Source organism: Butyricimonas sp. RTP31003st1_G1_RTP31003_210430, from assembly GCF_040920905.1.
GTDB lineage: Bacteria > Bacteroidota > Bacteroidia > Bacteroidales > Marinifilaceae > Butyricimonas > Butyricimonas paravirosa.
On sequence record NZ_JBCOSQ010000031.1, the window covers coordinates 9,101 to 25,283 of the forward strand.

Here is a 16,183-nt window from a genome sequence, read left to right on the forward strand (position 1 = left end):
CTCTTTGGATCAGGCTTTGGAAGTTGCTAAGAAAGAAGGTAAACTCGTGTTTGTTGATTTCTATGCGGACTGGTGTGGACCATGTAAACAATTAGCAAAAGAAGTATTTTCGAAAGATGAGGTCGGCGTGTACTATAATGAAAAATTCATTAGTGTTAAAGTGAATACGGAAGACGCTACCAATAAAACTTATGTTCGAAAATACAAAGTAAGTTCATTGCCAACATTGGTATTTATGCAAGCTGATGGAAAATTAATTTCCTCTGTTTCAGGTACAATGGGAGTGGACGATTTTATTGTAGCCGGTAGAGTTGCTGCGGGTGAAGAGATGAGTTTTGAAGCGTTGTATAGTAAATATAAATCTAATTCAAAAGATTTGAATTTATTACAACAGTTGTTGGAGAGAGCCCCGGGATTTGTCGGGATACAGGAGAAAGCCGTGGATAAGCAAAAGTGGATAACTAGAGTGGAGGATTTGTACAAGAAGTACATTGATAAGAAGCCTATAGAAGAAATGGTCAATAAGGATGACTTTAGAATTATTCGTACTTTTCACAAAATAGACGGGCAGGAAGATCCTTTTTTGGAAAAGATGATCGATCATCTGGCAGAATATAAGGAGAAAGTAGGCAATGCTCCGGCTGGTTATTTGTTGGAATACAATAATAAAATAATGTCACGTTTGGCTCGGGCGGGGAAAATGGAATATAAAAAATACTTGGATCGCGTGAATGGTGATCTGAAGTTGGCTTATGATTTGATGCCTGAGCGTGCTGTAAGTCCTTACGATCGAATCAGATATATGTATGAGGGAGAATATTTGATTTATTATAAGAAAGATGTTAAAGCCTATATGGATCTACAAGAGGAATATATTCATGCATTAGGAAAAGAAGCTAATGACGTGGATTATGGTAGTGCCGTACAGACTTTGTATGAAGCTACTGGAGGTAAGATTTCGAATGAATGGCATGAGAAGGCTTCCCAATGGATTGTTGAAGCGTTGAAGACTCCTAATGTTCCGTTGATGAATAAACTAAATTTGATAGTCTTGCTTGGAGATGCTTCGCGGGAGTTAGGGAAATATGATGAGGCGAAAAAGTGTTATAATCAAGCTTTTATGGAGTCTATGCAATTGGAACATCAAATGACTCAAAGGGGTATTCAGATGTCTTTGAAGAGAAAATTGGCGAAGTTGGATTTGTTGAAAAAATAATAAATAGTTCGTACAAGGTCGTGTTTAAATTTTATACATTTGTATAATACACACAAAAAACAAAACACACAATGAAAAGTACACTAATTATGGCTGTTTTTATGGCATTCGTTTTTATAGGATGCCAGCCGAAGGTTCAGGATTTAAACGTGAAGAATGAAAAGGTTACGGCGAATTCTGAGAATTGGGACATTACGGTAAATCGTTCTATGTTCTCGTCTGCTGATGCGAACGTGAATAAAAGTTGCGAGGTATTGAACAAGAAGATTGAGAAGTTCGTGAATGATTTGCAGGATAGCTTGAAGACTGATGCGAATGAATTTTTCCAAGCATGGCAGGGATCGGGAGAAGAACGTCCTGCATGGATATACGAGTTGCAGGTGGGGGATAGCGTGTTTATTGCAAACGACCAATACGTGAGTGTGCGCTTGATTGTTTACACTTTCACGGGCGGTGCGCATGGAATAACGAATTTCTATACCTTCAATTATGACGTGCAGAATCAGAAATTCTTGACGAATCAGGAGATTCTGAATTATACTAACGAGACTCAGATTAATACCCAGTTGAAAGCGAATTTCAAGAATCCGGAAGGTTGTTTCACGACAGATCCCACGTTGAAAGATGTGACGGCCGTTAACTTTAACAAAACCTCGGTTTGTTTCACTTATGGGCAATATGTTCTGGGTGCTTATGCTTGTGGGGTGGCTGAAGTTGCTGTTCCTCGGACGGCATTGAAAAACGATTTGTTGATTAAATAAAGTGATATTGCTTTATAAAAATTGGCCGGAAAGCTTTCCGGCCAATTTTGTTTTGTTCATTTTAGTAAGGCAGCACTTTCAACCAGCCGGATAAATTCTTTTCGATACCCTTCCGGATCATAGCTTGTGGCTTGTTTGGCGAGGTCGATAACGTTATCGAATGTTAAGTTGTTCTTATAATCTGAATTTTGTAATAACATCCCGAATCCGGCAACAGCTGCAGAGAAACGGAAATTCTCGGAACTCTTTTTTATAGGTGTATCTTTGTCGATAACGGCTACTTCCATTTTAGAACTTTTGTGCGAGTTCGGTTGTTTATAGCGAAGTTTTACGGTTAATAATTCCGGACAATCCGTTAGGGTTTGCTTTTCATCTTTTCCTGTTTTCTGGTATTTCAGCGGGTCAATGGTGGGAGCAAAATTACTTTTAACTCCGACCGGGATGATTTCGTACAAGGCAGTAACGCTATGTCCGGCTCCCATTTCTCCGGCATCTTTCGTGTCATCGTTGAAGTCTTTCGCTTCCAGCAGGCGGCTTTCGTAACCGATCAGGCGATAAGCTTGAACTTTAGCCGGATTGAATTCCACTTGAATTTTCACGTCTTTGGCAACCGTGAAAAGAGTTCCTCCGAATTCGTTTACTAATACTTTTTTCGCTTCCGTCAGGTTGTCAATATAAGCATGATTCCCGTTTCCTTTCTCCGCGAGAACCTGCATCCGGTTGTCTTTATAATTTCCCATTCCGAAACCTAAAACCGTCAGGTATATACCGGTAGCCCGTTTTGTTTCAATCATCTTTTCTAATTCTTTGGGTGAAGAAATGCCGATGTTAAAATCTCCGTCAGTGGCTAGGATAATGCGATTATTTCCCCCTTTAATGAAATTGTTTTCGGCAACCCGGTAGGCTCTTTGGATTCCATCCCCACCGGCAGTACCGCCACTGGCATATAATCCATCGATGGCAGCCAGAATTTTGGCTTTATTACTTCCCGGGGTAGAGGTAAGTACTTCTTTTGTTTGGTTCGCGTAAGTAACAATCGCTACTCGATCTTGTGGACGAAGTTGTTTCACGAGTAATTTCAAAGATGATTTCAACAGCGGGAGTTTGTTGGAGAAATCCATGGAACCGGATACGTCAATCAAGAATACAAGATTCGAGGCCGGAAGGTTTTCCGTGGCAATTTCTTTTGCCTTGATCCCGATATGTACCAGTTTGTGCTGCGTGTTCCATGGGGCGTAGGAAACCTCGGTGGTGATACTTACCGGGTCATTTCCTCGTGGGGCGGGGTAATCATAAGCGAAATAATTCAGGAACTCTTCCGTGCGTATGGCATCGACTGGAGGAAGTGTTCCTTGATTAATAAAACGTCGTACATTAGAATAAGCTGCGTTGTCCACATCGATCGAGAACGTGGAAAGAGGTTCATCCAATGCCAACAGGAAGCGATTGGCGGCGAATTCGTTATACTCTTCCGTGTTTTGCTCGGAAGCTAACGTTACGGGCATTCCGGAACGGAGTTTAAGCACGGCATTTGCACGATGTGTGTCACTGTATCCGGTAATAATGGTTTCGCCTACGATTGCCGTTTCGTCATCTGTATTCAGATAAACGTTTAATTTTGTCTCCTTTACCGGGATATAGAGAATTTCTAACCCGATAAAACTGAAACGTAAAGTATCTCCTATATTTGCTTGTATCGTGTAGTTGCCCTGAGAATTGGTGACTACGCCAATATTTGTGTTTTTAATGAGGACGGTTACCCCGGGTAATACTGAACTATCTGCGGCAAGCATCACCTTACCACTCACTTGAATCTTTTGGGCTGAAACGACATTGGAGAATCCAATGAATATAACTAATCCCCATGCTAATTTCTTTAAAACGCTATTTGTTTTCATAAGCTGTTATTTTTAAATTAATTTTATCCTAAGATGACAGACGAAAAGAAATTCCATAAATCTTTAGAGAGAATTTTTTTAATTCTTATATTTGTAAAAATCAATGTATAAATAGTGAAGCGGGGTCAAGAAAATATAACGGATGAGGAACTGCTGAAACGATATTGTGAAAGCGGTGACTTGGCGTATTTCGTGGAGGCTTATAAAAGATACATGCCCTTGGTATACGGGGTAGCCTTAAAGTATCTAAAGCGACCGGAAGATGCGCAGGATGCCGTTATGCAACTATTCGAAGAATTGATTGTGAAGGTAAAAGAGACGGAAATACAATCCTTCAAAGCTTGGCTATATACTTGTATTCGCAATAACTGCTTGATGGAAATTCGGAAACGGAGTAAAAATTTGTCCGTTTCTTTAGACGATTCTTTTATGGAATTTTGCGATGATTTTCATCTTACTGTTGTAAACGAGAGGGAGAATCGAGAGAAATCGTTACGGGAATGTATCGAGGGATTACCTGAAAGACAACGTGTCAGCGTGAAATATTTCTTCCTGAATGAACTTTCGTACAAGGAAGTGGAAGAACGCACGGGTTTTTCTTCGAAAATGGTAAAGAGTTTTATCCAGAATGGGAAACGGAACTTGAAATTGTGTTTGGAACGTAAAGGAATAACATCAAATGAAACGGATTGACGACATAAAAGAATACCTGCATGGCAACCGGAAAGGTAAGGCTGCTAACCGTATGGAGCGGGAGGCTTTGTCCGATCCGTTCTTGTTCGAGGCATTGGAGGGGTTGACTTCGACTCCCGGTGATCCTCTTGATGGCCTGATTCGTCTGGAACGTCAGTTGAATGAGCGCTCCCGTTCATCTCGTAAACAAAAACGGACATGGATGTATATTGCGGCCTCGTTTGCTATTTTGCTAGCTTGCGGGACATGGTGGTTTACCCGGCAAGAGAAAACTTTTGATGTACCCGTGATGGCAGTTGCTCAATTATCTGATTCTGTGAAAACCAAAGAGAGAGCGATACTGACACTTGAAAGTGGAAGCACAATAGATTTGTTTGATAAAACGGATTCTTTGACAGTGCCTCCGAGCGATAAAAAACAGTTGTTACGCTCGGATAACAGGGCGGTAAGAAAAAAGGATTCTGTACGGGAGATGGTGATGGAGGAACTTGCTGATCAGGAAATTTCTTTGGCAAGTGTTCAGATGGAAGATACTTCCTGGCTGGCAACCCGGAAAATGAAAGTAAACGATAATCACGTGTCGGGTATAATAACGGATGGAAAGGGTAATCCTTTAGCGGGAGTGACTGTACTCCTTTCCGGCTCGACGATGGGGGTAGTCTCGGATGCCAACGGCCACTTTAGTTTGGATCTTCCTACACCAGAGGGGTTACTTACCTTTTCTTTTGTCGGGATGAAATCTCAGCATATTTTGGTTAAGGCGGGAGACAAATTGCAAGTGAAGATGGAAGAAGACGCAGAAGAAATGAATGAGGTTGTTGTTACCGGTTATGGTGTTGCAAAAAAGAAAGAGGTGGAAATGTCCAATATAAAGATAAGGGGAGTTTCTGCTATAACCAGTCTACAAGATGTTGTACTTGATACGTTGGTATCTAAAGATGATATTCTCCATTTCAATCAATATATGGAAAAAGCTTTACGCTATCCGAAAGCAGACTTGGATTCGAATAAAATGGGGTCTGTAATACTTTCGTTCGAGTTAAACAAGAAGAAAGTTCCCAGCCGAATCCGCATAGAGGATGGTTTCTCGAAGGAGAGTAATAAAGAGGTTATTCGATTGTTGGCCGAGGGGCCTAAATGGGAGAACACGCCATCCGGTAAGCGAATACAAGCCAGTATTCATTTCACGATTGGACAGAATGGCGAATCCCATAAAGCCATCTTAGTGGTGTTACCTTCCGGGAGGAAACCTTAGAATAGAAGATGAACGTCTTCCTCTATCTTGCGAATGGCGGGATAAGCCCCGAAATGTAAATTCTTTTTCAATTGATCGTCAATACTGTTCCGGTAGCCGAAAAGGTTGACATGAGGCGGTTGTTGTGAACCGGAATACGAATCTTTCGCGATCCTCAGTACCTTTTTACAAACTTCCCGGTTTAGCATATAAACCATATCATAAATATTATGCCCCCGGATAAAGAGATACGTGGTGTCCGGGGTTAGCCCCATCTTTTGGTATTTTTCCTCCAGAATCGAAAGGTTCGCTTTTGGGTAATTCTTCCGGAGTTGGGCAAGTTTTTGTTCGATCCGTCCTTTCAATTTGTTTAACTCGTGGCGTCCGTTCTGGCGGATGTCCGGTCGACGTTGCCATTGAAACGAAATCAGTTCGTTGAAATCGGCGATCGAGAATCGTTTGGGATCTGCCACTAGGAAATATAGATGCCACAGGAATAATTTGTACACGATATTCGAATACTCTTTCAGAAATTGGTGAAAATCGAACACGTTGTTAGGTAGGGTCGTGATCCGGTAGCATAACTCGTTCAACCCCTTGTCATAGCAATGATGGTTCTCGAAAGAGTAGGTATAGGTCTGGAAAATGTAATGTTTTACATCAATCCCTTGTTCTTGCAACAAATAGCGATAGTCACTGTCTATGCAGATAAAAAACTTCGGATTCAAATATTTGACATATTTCAGGCATTGCGTCACGCCTCTGGTTTCATGGCCCCGTTCGTTCCGGGAACCCGCGATAAAATGAAACCGGTCATTCGGGCGGAAATGTTTGAAAATATTGCTCCAGAAAATAATATCGTCTTTATCTTCCACGTGAATAGCTGCCCTACAACGCAAGAGCTGGGCGTCCATCATAAAACGTTTAGCTGCGTGATAATAATATTTTTCTTTAGATACGGGAGGAGAAAACATAACAATTGAGAATTGAAAATGTAAAAAGACCATCAATCTACGATTAAAAAAGCTGGATTGGAATCTAAAATCATAAATTTAAAATTGATCAGGTTAGTGAATCAATAGGTCTTCGATGAATACTAACTTGTCTCCCCAGCCATCACCGAACAGGCTCGGGGAGTGGGTAGAGGTAATGATTTGGCAATGCGGGTTTAGTTTTTGGATTTCTTCAAAAAGGCGGTATTGCCACTCGATATGTAACGAGATTTCCGGTTCATCCATAAGCAGGATGTAAGGTTGCTCGTCCATCAGGAACACGCGGAGTAGAATAATTAATAATTGTTTCTCCCCCGACGATAGCTTGTAAAGATGGATAATTTCATTGCCATCCCGGAAGACCAGTTGATTCGTCATCGGGTCAATCTCGATGGTCTTCCCTGTTCCGGCAAACAGGTGGTTCACCGTGTCGTAAAATTTGCGAATCCTGCGATTGATCTTTTCCGCCTGATCCGGGAAATTCGTGGCCCGAAGGCGGTAATCAGAAAACGAATTGTTATTCTCGCCCACGCTGTACACGATTTCTTTTAACTCGCTGAGCAGGGGACTGTCTTCTTTACCCATTTTTCGACGATCACGGATAGGTACGTCAAATGTACTTATCTTTAAATAGTTCACCCCGGCTAACTTTTGTCTTATAGATGCTAGGGTACTATCTTTCCGGAAACTGATCAAGATGTCATCAATAGTGACCTCTGCCTCGATGTTGTACAATTTCAAGCGTTTAATATCCGCCGAAAGCAAGGCGTCAATAATATTGAAGAATGTGGTTTTCCCGCTTCCGTTGATACCTGTCAGGATATTCACGTCGGGATTGAGATTCTCCCACCGGAAATTATATTTTCCCCATATATTGCGGATCTCTATTTTCTGAATCTTGTTCGGTTTCATGCTACTGCTACTTGATAAAGTTTATCCAAATCGTTATCAACAAAGGTAATAAAATTTATACTTTTGTGTCGGTTTTAAGAATCATTTCATGAATTAATATAAAAGAGTATGCAAGGACTTTACGCGATATTATTACTGATTGTTTCGAACGTGTTCATGACTTTTGCCTGGTACGGCCATCTGAAATTGCAGGAAATGAAATGGATAGATAACTGGCCTCTCTTCGGGGTAATCCTGTTTTCGTGGTGTATTGCCTTGTTTGAATATTGTGCCCAAGTTCCGGCTAACCGCTTGGGATTCATTGGGAACGGGGGACCTTTTTCCATGATGCAGTTGAAAGTGGTTCAGGAAGTAATCACGCTGACCATTTTTATTATCTTCTCCATGCTTTTCTTCAAAGGCGTGACTTTCCAATGGAATCACTTGGCTGCTTGTGTTTGTTTGGTACTGGCAGTTTACTTTGTATTCATGAAATAGTAAATTTGTAAAAATAATCTTTTGGGATATTGGGAATACACGGCGTGTTCCCTGTATCTCCCGTAGCTGAAAATATTGTCAGAAATAAATAGTAAGGTTAGGCGGGAAACGATAAAAAATGTCGGTGATTTATGTAACTTGCGGTAACTGCTTAACGTTATTTATTAAAAAAAAGTTGGTGTTATGTTTTCAGTGGAATTCCGCTATCGGGCGAGAAAGATTTATAAGTCTGTAAAACAGATTGTTGAACTGGTGAGTAATGTGCTATTATTCCTAGCCTCTTTTCTTGCGCTTGTTCTAGTCATTTATCGTTTCGGCTTTGATATGCCGGCTGATTATTCTCATGAGATATACTACACCTATCGAGCGATAGTTCGTCTTTTCGTAGTTCTTGGCTTGTTACGGTTCCTGTTTAATTTCAAGTTGCTGCGGGCGGAAAAAGGATTTTGGATAGAAGTGTTGGTGTTACTTTTCCTGTTTGCCTTGACCTTGTTCTCCAAACATTTTGACCGACCGGATTTCGAGGCAACCAATCCCTTCCTTTTCAAAGTCGAACGGATTCTGACGTATGGTGTCGTCTTGCTATTGAGTATCATACAACTCTCGAAACAGATATTTGTTGTTTTGCGAAGTCGGGTAAAAGCGGAAGTTCTTTTTGCCGCAAGTTTTTTATTTATTATCTTATTCGGGGCTGTCTTATTAGGTTTGCCTAATGCCACGTACGAGGGAATCAGTTTCACAGACGCTTTGTTTACCTCGACAAGTGCCGTGTGTGTGACCGGGTTGACGGTCGTTGACACCGGTACCACTTTCACGTTGACCGGGCAGGTCGTGCTGCTCATGCTGATTCAGGTCGGGGGAATCGGGGTGATGACCTTTACCAGCTTTTTTGCCATGTCATTTTTGAGTGGGACCTCCTTTCACGATCAGTTCATGATGAAAAACCTGTTGAACGAGGCATCTTTGAGCGATATTTTCCGGACGGTCGTGTATATCATTCTGACCACGTTTATCATCGAGGGAATTGGTGTTTATCTCGTCTACATGCAAGTGCAGGATGTTGCGAGAATTGACAATAAACTCTTTTTCGCCTTGTTTCATGGTGTTTCGGCTTTCTGTAATGCCGGGTTCTCCACGTTGCCGGGCAATCTCTATGATCCTTTGATCAGGCATTTGTATGGCTTGCAGGTCATTTTGGCTTTTTTGATTATATTTGGTGGTATCGGATTCCCGATTTTGTTCAATTACGGGCGACTCCTGCATTATGGTATTCGGAATAAGATCAAATGTCTGTTGGGTATGAATTACAAGGTGATCCACGAACCTCGTATCGTGAGTACGACAACGCGAATCGTGTTACCGACCACTTTAATCCTGCTTGTTGTGGGTACAGCCTTGTTCTGGATATTTGAAAATCATAACGTGTTGGACGGAATGTCATTCACTGGAAAATTTGCTACTTCGTTTATGGGAGCTGTAACCCCTCGTACGGCAGGTTTTAACAACGTGGATATGTCCATGTTGCACGTTCCGACAATCTTCCTCACGATTGTCTTGATGTGGATCGGTGCGGCTCCGATGTCCACGGGGGGTGGTATCAAGGTGACAACCTTCGTGATTGCTTTAAAAAATATATGGGCGAATCTCGTGGGGAACGATCGGGTTGTTATCGCACATCGTCAATTGACTCGGGAGAACGTGAACCGGGCGCATTCGATCATCATACTCTCCATCCTGTGGATCATCCTGGCAGTTTTTGTCATCGTGATTCTGGAACCGAAGGCAACACTGACTCAAGCAGTTTTTGAGATCGTTTCAGCCTTGGGGACGGTGGGACTGACTTTGGATTTGACCCCTCATTTATGCGTGGCAAGTAAAATGATCGTGGCCCTCACCATGTTTGTCGGTCGTGTCGGTTTAATCACCCTTTTGGCTTGTTTCATCCGTCATCAGGAAGTGAAACTTTACACGTACCCGGATGAAACTGTAATCGTTTAATCAATTGAAAATCGAAAACTAGGCTCCGTCTCACATTTTCAATTTTCAATTCTCAATTTTCAATTATTATGAAGTGTATCGTATTTGGATTAGGTAATTTTGGGCTTGCATTATCGCAACGTCTGACTAAACGGGGAAACGAGGTGTTGGGAGTGGATTCCGACATCAGTAAGATTAATTTATACAAGGATTCCATCACGAATACCGTGGCATTGGATGTGAAAAATGAACAGGCATTACAAACATTGCCTTTGACCGAAGTGGACGTGGTGTTTGTGGTGTTCGGGAAAGACTTCGGGACCTCCCTGTTCGTGATTGCGCTATTGAAACAATTTGGCGTGAAACGTATCGTTGCCCGGGCTATTTCGCCGGTGCATAAGGTGATTTTAAAGTCTATGGGAATCACGGAGACCATCAATCCGGAATGGGAGTATGCCGATTTCTTCGCGACAAAAGTGGAGTTGGGGACAACTATAGATTCCTATGTCGTTGATGACGATCATTTGATTATCGAGTGGGAAATTCCACCCCGTTTTATCGGGCGAAAATTAGGTGATGCGAAATTCGAGGAAGAATTCGGGTTAAAATTGATAGCCTTAAAACGCTATGATGCCAAAATCGATAAATCATTGGTGATGAATAACCCGTCCGATGATACCGTTTTTATCGAAAAGGACGTGTTTGTACTTTTCGGTCACCCGAAGAGCTTCCGAAAACTTGGAATCCAGATTGCTTGATTCAAGCGAGTCATAGCCAAGAGACAATTTGTGGAATAGATCTATTTTCGAATTGTCTCTTGTCGGGATGAATCCGAGCGTTATGACTCCACGATCCATTTCTCGATATTCCTTGTTTTCGAACTGAAGTTCACGCCAATTTTAAATATCTTGCGCTTGTCTGATTGGAATGGTTGAGCGTAATGCTTGTCATGGATTTGTTGCAAGGCCTCTTCGGCACTGCCATTCAGTTTAAATTCCATGATGTAAATGTAATCGTTGGTTTTCAACACGAGATCCACGCGTCCCTCGGAAGTGTGATACTCGACTTCCGTGTAAAAACCTACCAGTTTGAAGATGATGAAAAGCACGTTTTGATAATGACGTTCCTGTTCGCTGATCAGTTCGTAAGGAGTGTCAGCCAGAAAGCTTTTCAATCTATTGAAAAAGGCATCCAGTTGCCCTGTCTCGATCTCGTGGACAAATTTTTGAATTTCAAATGGAGCCTCAATTTTGTTGAATCGGGTGTAAAAAGGCATCAGAAAATTGATAAAACCCTCTTCCACCTCTTTGTTTGGGAATCCAAGGCGATAAAGTCCAAAACGTTTATCATAGCTTTTTATCGTGAGGTACCCGCTTTGGAAAATCACGGGGATGGGCTGTTCGTCACCGTAAATGCTATTCAATACGTCTGAGTTGGTTTCTTCGGTTGCCATCCGTTCCAGATCATAATGATTGCGTTTCAGTAGCTCCACGAGATAGGTGGGTGTACCCGTTTCAAACCAGTAACTACCGAATTTCATCTTGAAAAATGTATTCAGCACGCTGAATGGATTGTATATACCTTCAGAATTTTCGACAAAATGGTAACCATCGTAATACTTCTTCAATTCAGCTCCCACTTCCTCGTAGGTCATCTTTTGTGCAGCGGCTAACTCGTGCAAATCTTCTTCAAAATTGTCATGAATTTCTTGCTCTGTCATTCCGCACAAGGAAATGAAAGGTTCATCCATCGAAATGTCTATCAGGTTATTCAAATCACTGAACACGCTGACTTTCCCGAATTTGGTTACCCCGGTTAAGATGGCGAATTGGATGCAACCATCCATTGTTTTGAGCACTCCGTAGAAAGGTTTCAACGTGTTACGGTATTCTCGTTGAAGATTCTCGTTTCCAATAGCTTGTAACAAGGGTTTGTCGTACTCGTCAACGAGAATGGCTACTCGTTGGCCGGATTGCTGGCAGGCTCGTTCCACGATTCCTTTGAAACGTAGGGCTAGGGTAGACTCTCCGACTCCGGTGCCGTAAAGTACTTCCCATTTTGATATGGCCTCTTCGAGTATTTTATCCAAGCTATCCGGGGCATCATATTTTCCAATATTGAGATCCAGGTGTAGCACGGGCCGCCGAATCCAATCCTTTTCTAATTTTTCCATGGCCAACCCGTTAAACAACTCCTTTTTTCCGAGAAAATAGGCATCGAGCGTGGAGATTAACAGGCTCTTTCCAAAACGACGCGGGCGACTGAGAAAGTAATAACTTCCTTTTTTCACCAGTCGGTAAATCAAGGCGGTTTTGTCAACGTAAGCATAACCTTCTTTCCGGATTTTCTCGAAATTCTGGATACCTATAGGATAAATTTTCTCACTCATGTGCGTTCGTTTATGGATAATAATAGAACAAAGATATTCAATTTTATATGATTATCGAAGATAGCTATGTTTTAAAAATTAAAGATACTGGTTATGACTCCACGATCCATTTCTCGATATTCCTTGTTTTCGAACTGAAGTTCACGCCAATTTTAAATATCTTGCGTTTATCTGATTGGAATGGTTGAGCGTAATGCTTGTCATGGATTTGTTGCAAGGCCTCTTCTGCACTGCCATTCAGTTTAAATTCCATGATGTAAATGTAATCGTTGGTTTTCAACACGAGATCCACACGTCCCTCGGAAGTGTGATACTCGACTTCCGTGTAAAAACCTACCAGCTTGAAGATGATAAAAAGCACGTTTTGATAATGACGTTCTTGTTCGCTGATCAGCTCGTAAGGAGTATCGGCCAGAAAACTTTTCAATCTATTGAAAAAGGCATCCAGTTGCCCTGTACGTATTTCACGAACGAATTTTTGTATTTCAAATGGAGCCTCAATTTTGTTGAACCGGGTGTAAAAAGGCATCAGGAAATTGATAAAACCTTCCTCCACTTCTTTGTTTGGAAATCCTAGGCGATATAATCCGAATTCTTTGTCATAGCCTTTTATCGTGAGGTACCCGCTCTGGAAGATCACGGGGATAGGCTGTTCGTCCCCGTAAATACTATTCAATACGTCTGAGCTGGTTTCTTCGGATGCCATGCGTTCCAGGTCATAATGATTGCGTTTCAGCAACTCCACGAGATAGGTGGGTGTACCCGTTTCGAACCAGTAATTGCCAAAATCTTTCCGCTTGAATGCGCTTAGCAGACTAAACGGATTGTACATGCCGATAGAATTATGCGTGAAGTGATACCCGTCATACCATTTTTCCAGTTCCGCGTTGACTTCATCGTATGTCATGCTTTGAACTTTGGCAAATTCATGTAATTCTTCTTCTAAATTTTCATGTATTTCTTGATTGCTGACACCGCAAAGAGTGACATATTCGTTCCACATGGAAAGATCTTCCAGGTTGTTCAGGTCACTGAACACGCTTACCTTTCCGAATTTAGTCACGCCCGTGAGCATGGCAAATTGGATACACCCGTCCATGGTTTTAAGTACACCATAGAAAGGCTTTAGGGTGTTACGGTATTCCCGTTGAAGCTCCTCGTCGCCGATAGCTTGTAACAAGGGTTTGTCGTATTCGTCAACAAGGATGGCAACCCGTTGTCCGGATTGCTTGTAGGCTCGTTCCACGACACCTTTGAAACGTAAAGCCAGGGTACTTTCCCCGGCACCCGTGCCAAACACCGTTTCCCACTTCACGAGAGCCTCGTTCAATATCTTGTCCAAGCTGTCGGGGGCATCATATTTCCCGATATTCAGGTCTATATGCAATACCGGGCGTTTCACCCAATCTTTTTCCAGTTTTTCTATTGCCAACCCTTCAAACAAATCCCTTTCTCCCCGGAAATAGGCATCGAGCGTGGAAATCAACAGGCTCTTCCCAAAACGACGCGGGCGACTGAGAAAGTAATAACTACCCGTTTTTACCAGTCGGTAAATCAAGGCAGTCTTGTCAATATAGAAATAACCTTCTTTTCGGATTTTCTCGAAATTCTGGATACCTATGGGATAAATTTTCTCACTCATACGCGTTCGTTTATGGATAATAATAGAACAAAGATACTCAATTTTCTATGATTATCGAAAATGAACGACAAGTTTAACGCCTCTCTTAAGCAGCCTTTCATCGGACACGGATACGCAATTCTTTCGGGTCGAACGTGATGGTTTCGTTCCGGAACAAGCGTTCGATATGACCGCTGTTGATCATCTGTCGCGTGGGCAGGTAATGCAAATGCGGGCGATCGATCAAGGCGATGGAATCGCAGAGCGTGAGGGCAATATCCAGTTCGTGGGTTGAAAAAAGGATACATTTGTTTTGCTCGTGTGCCAGCCTTTGCAATAAAACTCCCAACTCGTAACGGTTCGGTAGGTCCAGAAAAGAGGTGGGTTCATCAAGCAGGATGATGGGGGTGTCTTGTGCGAGAGCTCGGGCGATCATGATTCGCTGGCATTCCCCGTCCGACATCTGGTCCATTGTTCGTTCGGCATAGGCCGACATATCGAGTAATGCCAGGGATTTATCAACGATTTCCCGGTCGCGTGGTTGCAGTCGTCCTACCCAGTTCGTGTAGGGAGCCCGCCCGAGGGCAACTACATCCCGGCATTTCAGGTTAGGAATCCGTACCTTTTCGGTAGTCACGAAACTGACGGTACGAGCCAGTTCCTCCGGTCGCAACCCGGCAAGGTCTTTCCCGGCCAGCAATATTCGCCCGGACTTGATTTTCCCTAACCCCGCCGTGGCCCGTAGCAAGGTACTTTTCCCGCTACCATTACGTCCCAACAAGGCGATCAGCCCGCCCCCGTCCAAGTTGGCCGACACCCGTTCAAGTAGGATTTGTTGCCCGTATCCCAGTGTTAAAGATTCCAGTTCTATCATGCCGGTCGAAGGTTTTTATACACCACCCAAATAATTACCGGGATCCCCAGCAGGGCGGTAATACAATTCACGGGTAGCACGAGTGTTTTAGCAATAATATCACATATCAACATGGCCACGACTCCCAGTAATATACTTCCCGGCAAAAGCGTCCGGTGGTCCGCGTCATTAAACAACATACGGGCCACGTGAGGCACGGCAAGTCCGAGAAAGCCTACCGGGCCGCAAAATGCCGTCACGGTTCCGGTCAACAACGTTGTCGATACGAAAATAAGCGTTCTGGCGCGCCGTATATTCAGTCCCATTGTCTGGGCATAACTCTCCCCGAGTAAAAGAAGATTTAATGCCTTGATACAATAAATCGAGAGAATGACGCCCACGCAAATCACGGGAATCATGATAAATAGTTTCGTGGTCGTGACGTGTCCCAGGGAGCCCATCGACCATAGGAAAAACATTTTCAATTGCTCGGCAGAACTCAAGTACTGTAAAATCTGTATGATAGCTCCCGCGATGTAACCGATCATCACTCCCATGATCAACACCCCAAGGATATTTTTCACGTAACGGCTGATGATGGCAATCAGTAACAGGACCATGACGGCCCCGCCCCATCCGGCCCCGACAATACCTACCGACTGCCAGAAACCGGAATGTGCCAGTCCTAACAGGGGAGCTCCTAGGATAAAGAAAGCAACGCCTAATCCCGATCCGGAACTTACTCCCAGCAGGTAGGGGTCTGCCAGCGGGTTCCGGAAAACGGTCTGCATCTGCAAGCCGCTTATCGAAAGCACCACGCCGATCAGAACGGCCACGATCACCCTCACCAATCGAATCGACAGCACGATATTCCGGGTTGTCATATCCGTCTCGTTACCCGTGAACACGTTCCACACCTGCCCGACGGAAAGTGCCGAATCTCCCGACACCAAATCGAGTGCGAACAGCACGAATACCAGCAGGCTCAGGAAAAGGAATATGATCGAATTGCGTTTCACGATATAATTGAAAATTGAAAATGGACAATTGAAAATGACATCACTGTTGTTAATTTCTTGAGTTATGATTTTAGATTCCAGCCGTACGGGGTGACGCATTAACTACCCCCTCTAACTCCCCCTTACACAGGGGGAGGATAC

Annotated in this window: 14 protein-coding genes; 7 read left to right on the top strand and 7 right to left on the bottom strand. The window is 43.0% G+C overall.

Going from position 1 to position 16,183, the window contains the following annotated elements; genetic code table 11:
• Nucleotides 1–1,216, top strand: a 1,216-nt coding sequence (locus AB5542_RS11080; RefSeq protein ID WP_368243058.1) for a thioredoxin family protein, incomplete at its 5' end; no start/stop codon positions are given.
• Nucleotides 1,217–1,287: 71 nt separating this feature from the next.
• Nucleotides 1,288–1,977 carry a DUF4163 domain-containing protein gene (locus AB5542_RS11085; protein ID WP_087419568.1) on the top strand — a complete coding sequence of 230 codons (690 nt, stop codon included), beginning with the start codon at nt 1,288–1,290 and terminating at the stop codon, nt 1,975–1,977.
• Between the two features lie 56 nt (nt 1,978–2,033).
• On the opposite strand, the gene AB5542_RS11090 is transcribed toward AB5542_RS11085, so the two are convergent.
• Nucleotides 2,034–3,875, bottom strand: a complete 1,842-nt coding sequence (locus AB5542_RS11090; protein ID WP_279038359.1) for a vWA domain-containing protein — start codon at nt 3,873–3,875, stop codon at nt 2,034–2,036.
• A gap of 114 nt (nt 3,876–3,989) precedes the next feature.
• On the opposite strand from AB5542_RS11090, the gene AB5542_RS11095 reads away from it, so the two are divergent.
• Nucleotides 3,990–4,568 (top strand): RNA polymerase sigma factor, encoded by a 579-nt coding sequence (locus AB5542_RS11095; RefSeq protein ID WP_229782389.1) that lies wholly within the window; start codon nt 3,990–3,992, stop codon nt 4,566–4,568.
• Entirely contained in the window at nt 4,555–5,823 is a 1,269-nt protein-coding gene (locus AB5542_RS11100) for a carboxypeptidase-like regulatory domain-containing protein (protein WP_279038356.1), read from the top strand. The genes AB5542_RS11095 and AB5542_RS11100 overlap by 14 nt, the downstream gene beginning before the upstream one ends.
• On the opposite strand, the gene AB5542_RS11105 is transcribed toward AB5542_RS11100, so the two are convergent.
• Both AB5542_RS11105 and AB5542_RS11110 read right to left on the bottom strand, forming a co-directional pair.
• Nucleotides 5,820–6,776: a DUF4435 domain-containing protein gene (locus AB5542_RS11105; RefSeq protein WP_368243059.1), complete on the bottom strand. Its 957-nt coding sequence runs from the start codon at nt 6,774–6,776 to the stop codon at nt 5,820–5,822. The genes AB5542_RS11100 and AB5542_RS11105 overlap by 4 nt on opposite strands.
• Nucleotides 6,777–6,869: 93 nt before the next feature.
• Nucleotides 6,870–7,706: an AAA family ATPase gene (locus AB5542_RS11110; RefSeq protein ID WP_279038352.1), complete on the bottom strand. Its 837-nt coding sequence runs from the start codon at nt 7,704–7,706 to the stop codon at nt 6,870–6,872.
• A gap of 108 nt (nt 7,707–7,814) precedes the next feature.
• On the opposite strand from AB5542_RS11110, the gene AB5542_RS11115 reads away from it, so the two are divergent.
• The 3 genes from AB5542_RS11115 to AB5542_RS11125 all read left to right on the top strand — a co-directional run bounded on the left by AB5542_RS11115 (nt 7,815) and on the right by AB5542_RS11125 (nt 10,918).
• Nucleotides 7,815–8,183: a DMT family protein gene (locus tag AB5542_RS11115; protein WP_279038350.1), complete on the top strand. Its 369-nt coding sequence runs from the start codon at nt 7,815–7,817 to the stop codon at nt 8,181–8,183.
• A 183-nt stretch (nt 8,184–8,366) separates the two neighbouring features.
• The gene (locus AB5542_RS11120; protein WP_279038348.1) at nt 8,367–10,181 is read left to right on the top strand and encodes a TrkH family potassium uptake protein; all 1,815 of its coding nucleotides are present in this window, start codon (nt 8,367–8,369) and stop codon (nt 10,179–10,181) included.
• 68 nt (nt 10,182–10,249) lie between these two features.
• Nucleotides 10,250–10,918 carry a potassium channel family protein gene (locus AB5542_RS11125; protein ID WP_087419573.1) on the top strand — a complete coding sequence of 223 codons (669 nt, stop codon included), beginning with the start codon at nt 10,250–10,252 and terminating at the stop codon, nt 10,916–10,918.
• Between the two features lie 80 nt (nt 10,919–10,998).
• On the opposite strand, the gene AB5542_RS11130 is transcribed toward AB5542_RS11125, so the two are convergent.
• From AB5542_RS11130 to AB5542_RS11145, 4 genes are all read right to left on the bottom strand, one after another.
• Nucleotides 10,999–12,549: an ATP-binding protein gene (locus AB5542_RS11130; RefSeq protein ID WP_087419574.1), complete on the bottom strand. Its 1,551-nt coding sequence runs from the start codon at nt 12,547–12,549 to the stop codon at nt 10,999–11,001.
• A 91-nt stretch (nt 12,550–12,640) separates the two neighbouring features.
• Nucleotides 12,641–14,191, bottom strand: coding sequence for an ATP-binding protein (locus tag AB5542_RS11135; protein ID WP_279038346.1), 1,551 nt, complete (start codon nt 14,189–14,191; stop codon nt 12,641–12,643).
• 97 nt (nt 14,192–14,288) lie between these two features.
• Nucleotides 14,289–15,044 carry an ABC transporter ATP-binding protein gene (locus AB5542_RS11140; protein WP_279038344.1) on the bottom strand — a complete coding sequence of 252 codons (756 nt, stop codon included), beginning with the start codon at nt 15,042–15,044 and terminating at the stop codon, nt 14,289–14,291.
• A complete protein-coding gene (locus tag AB5542_RS11145; RefSeq protein ID WP_410518806.1) occupies nt 15,041–15,994 on the bottom strand; it encodes a FecCD family ABC transporter permease in 954 nt (317 codons plus the stop codon). Before AB5542_RS11145 ends, AB5542_RS11140 begins: the two co-directional genes overlap by 4 nt.
• Nucleotides 15,995–16,183 lie beyond the last annotated feature (189 nt).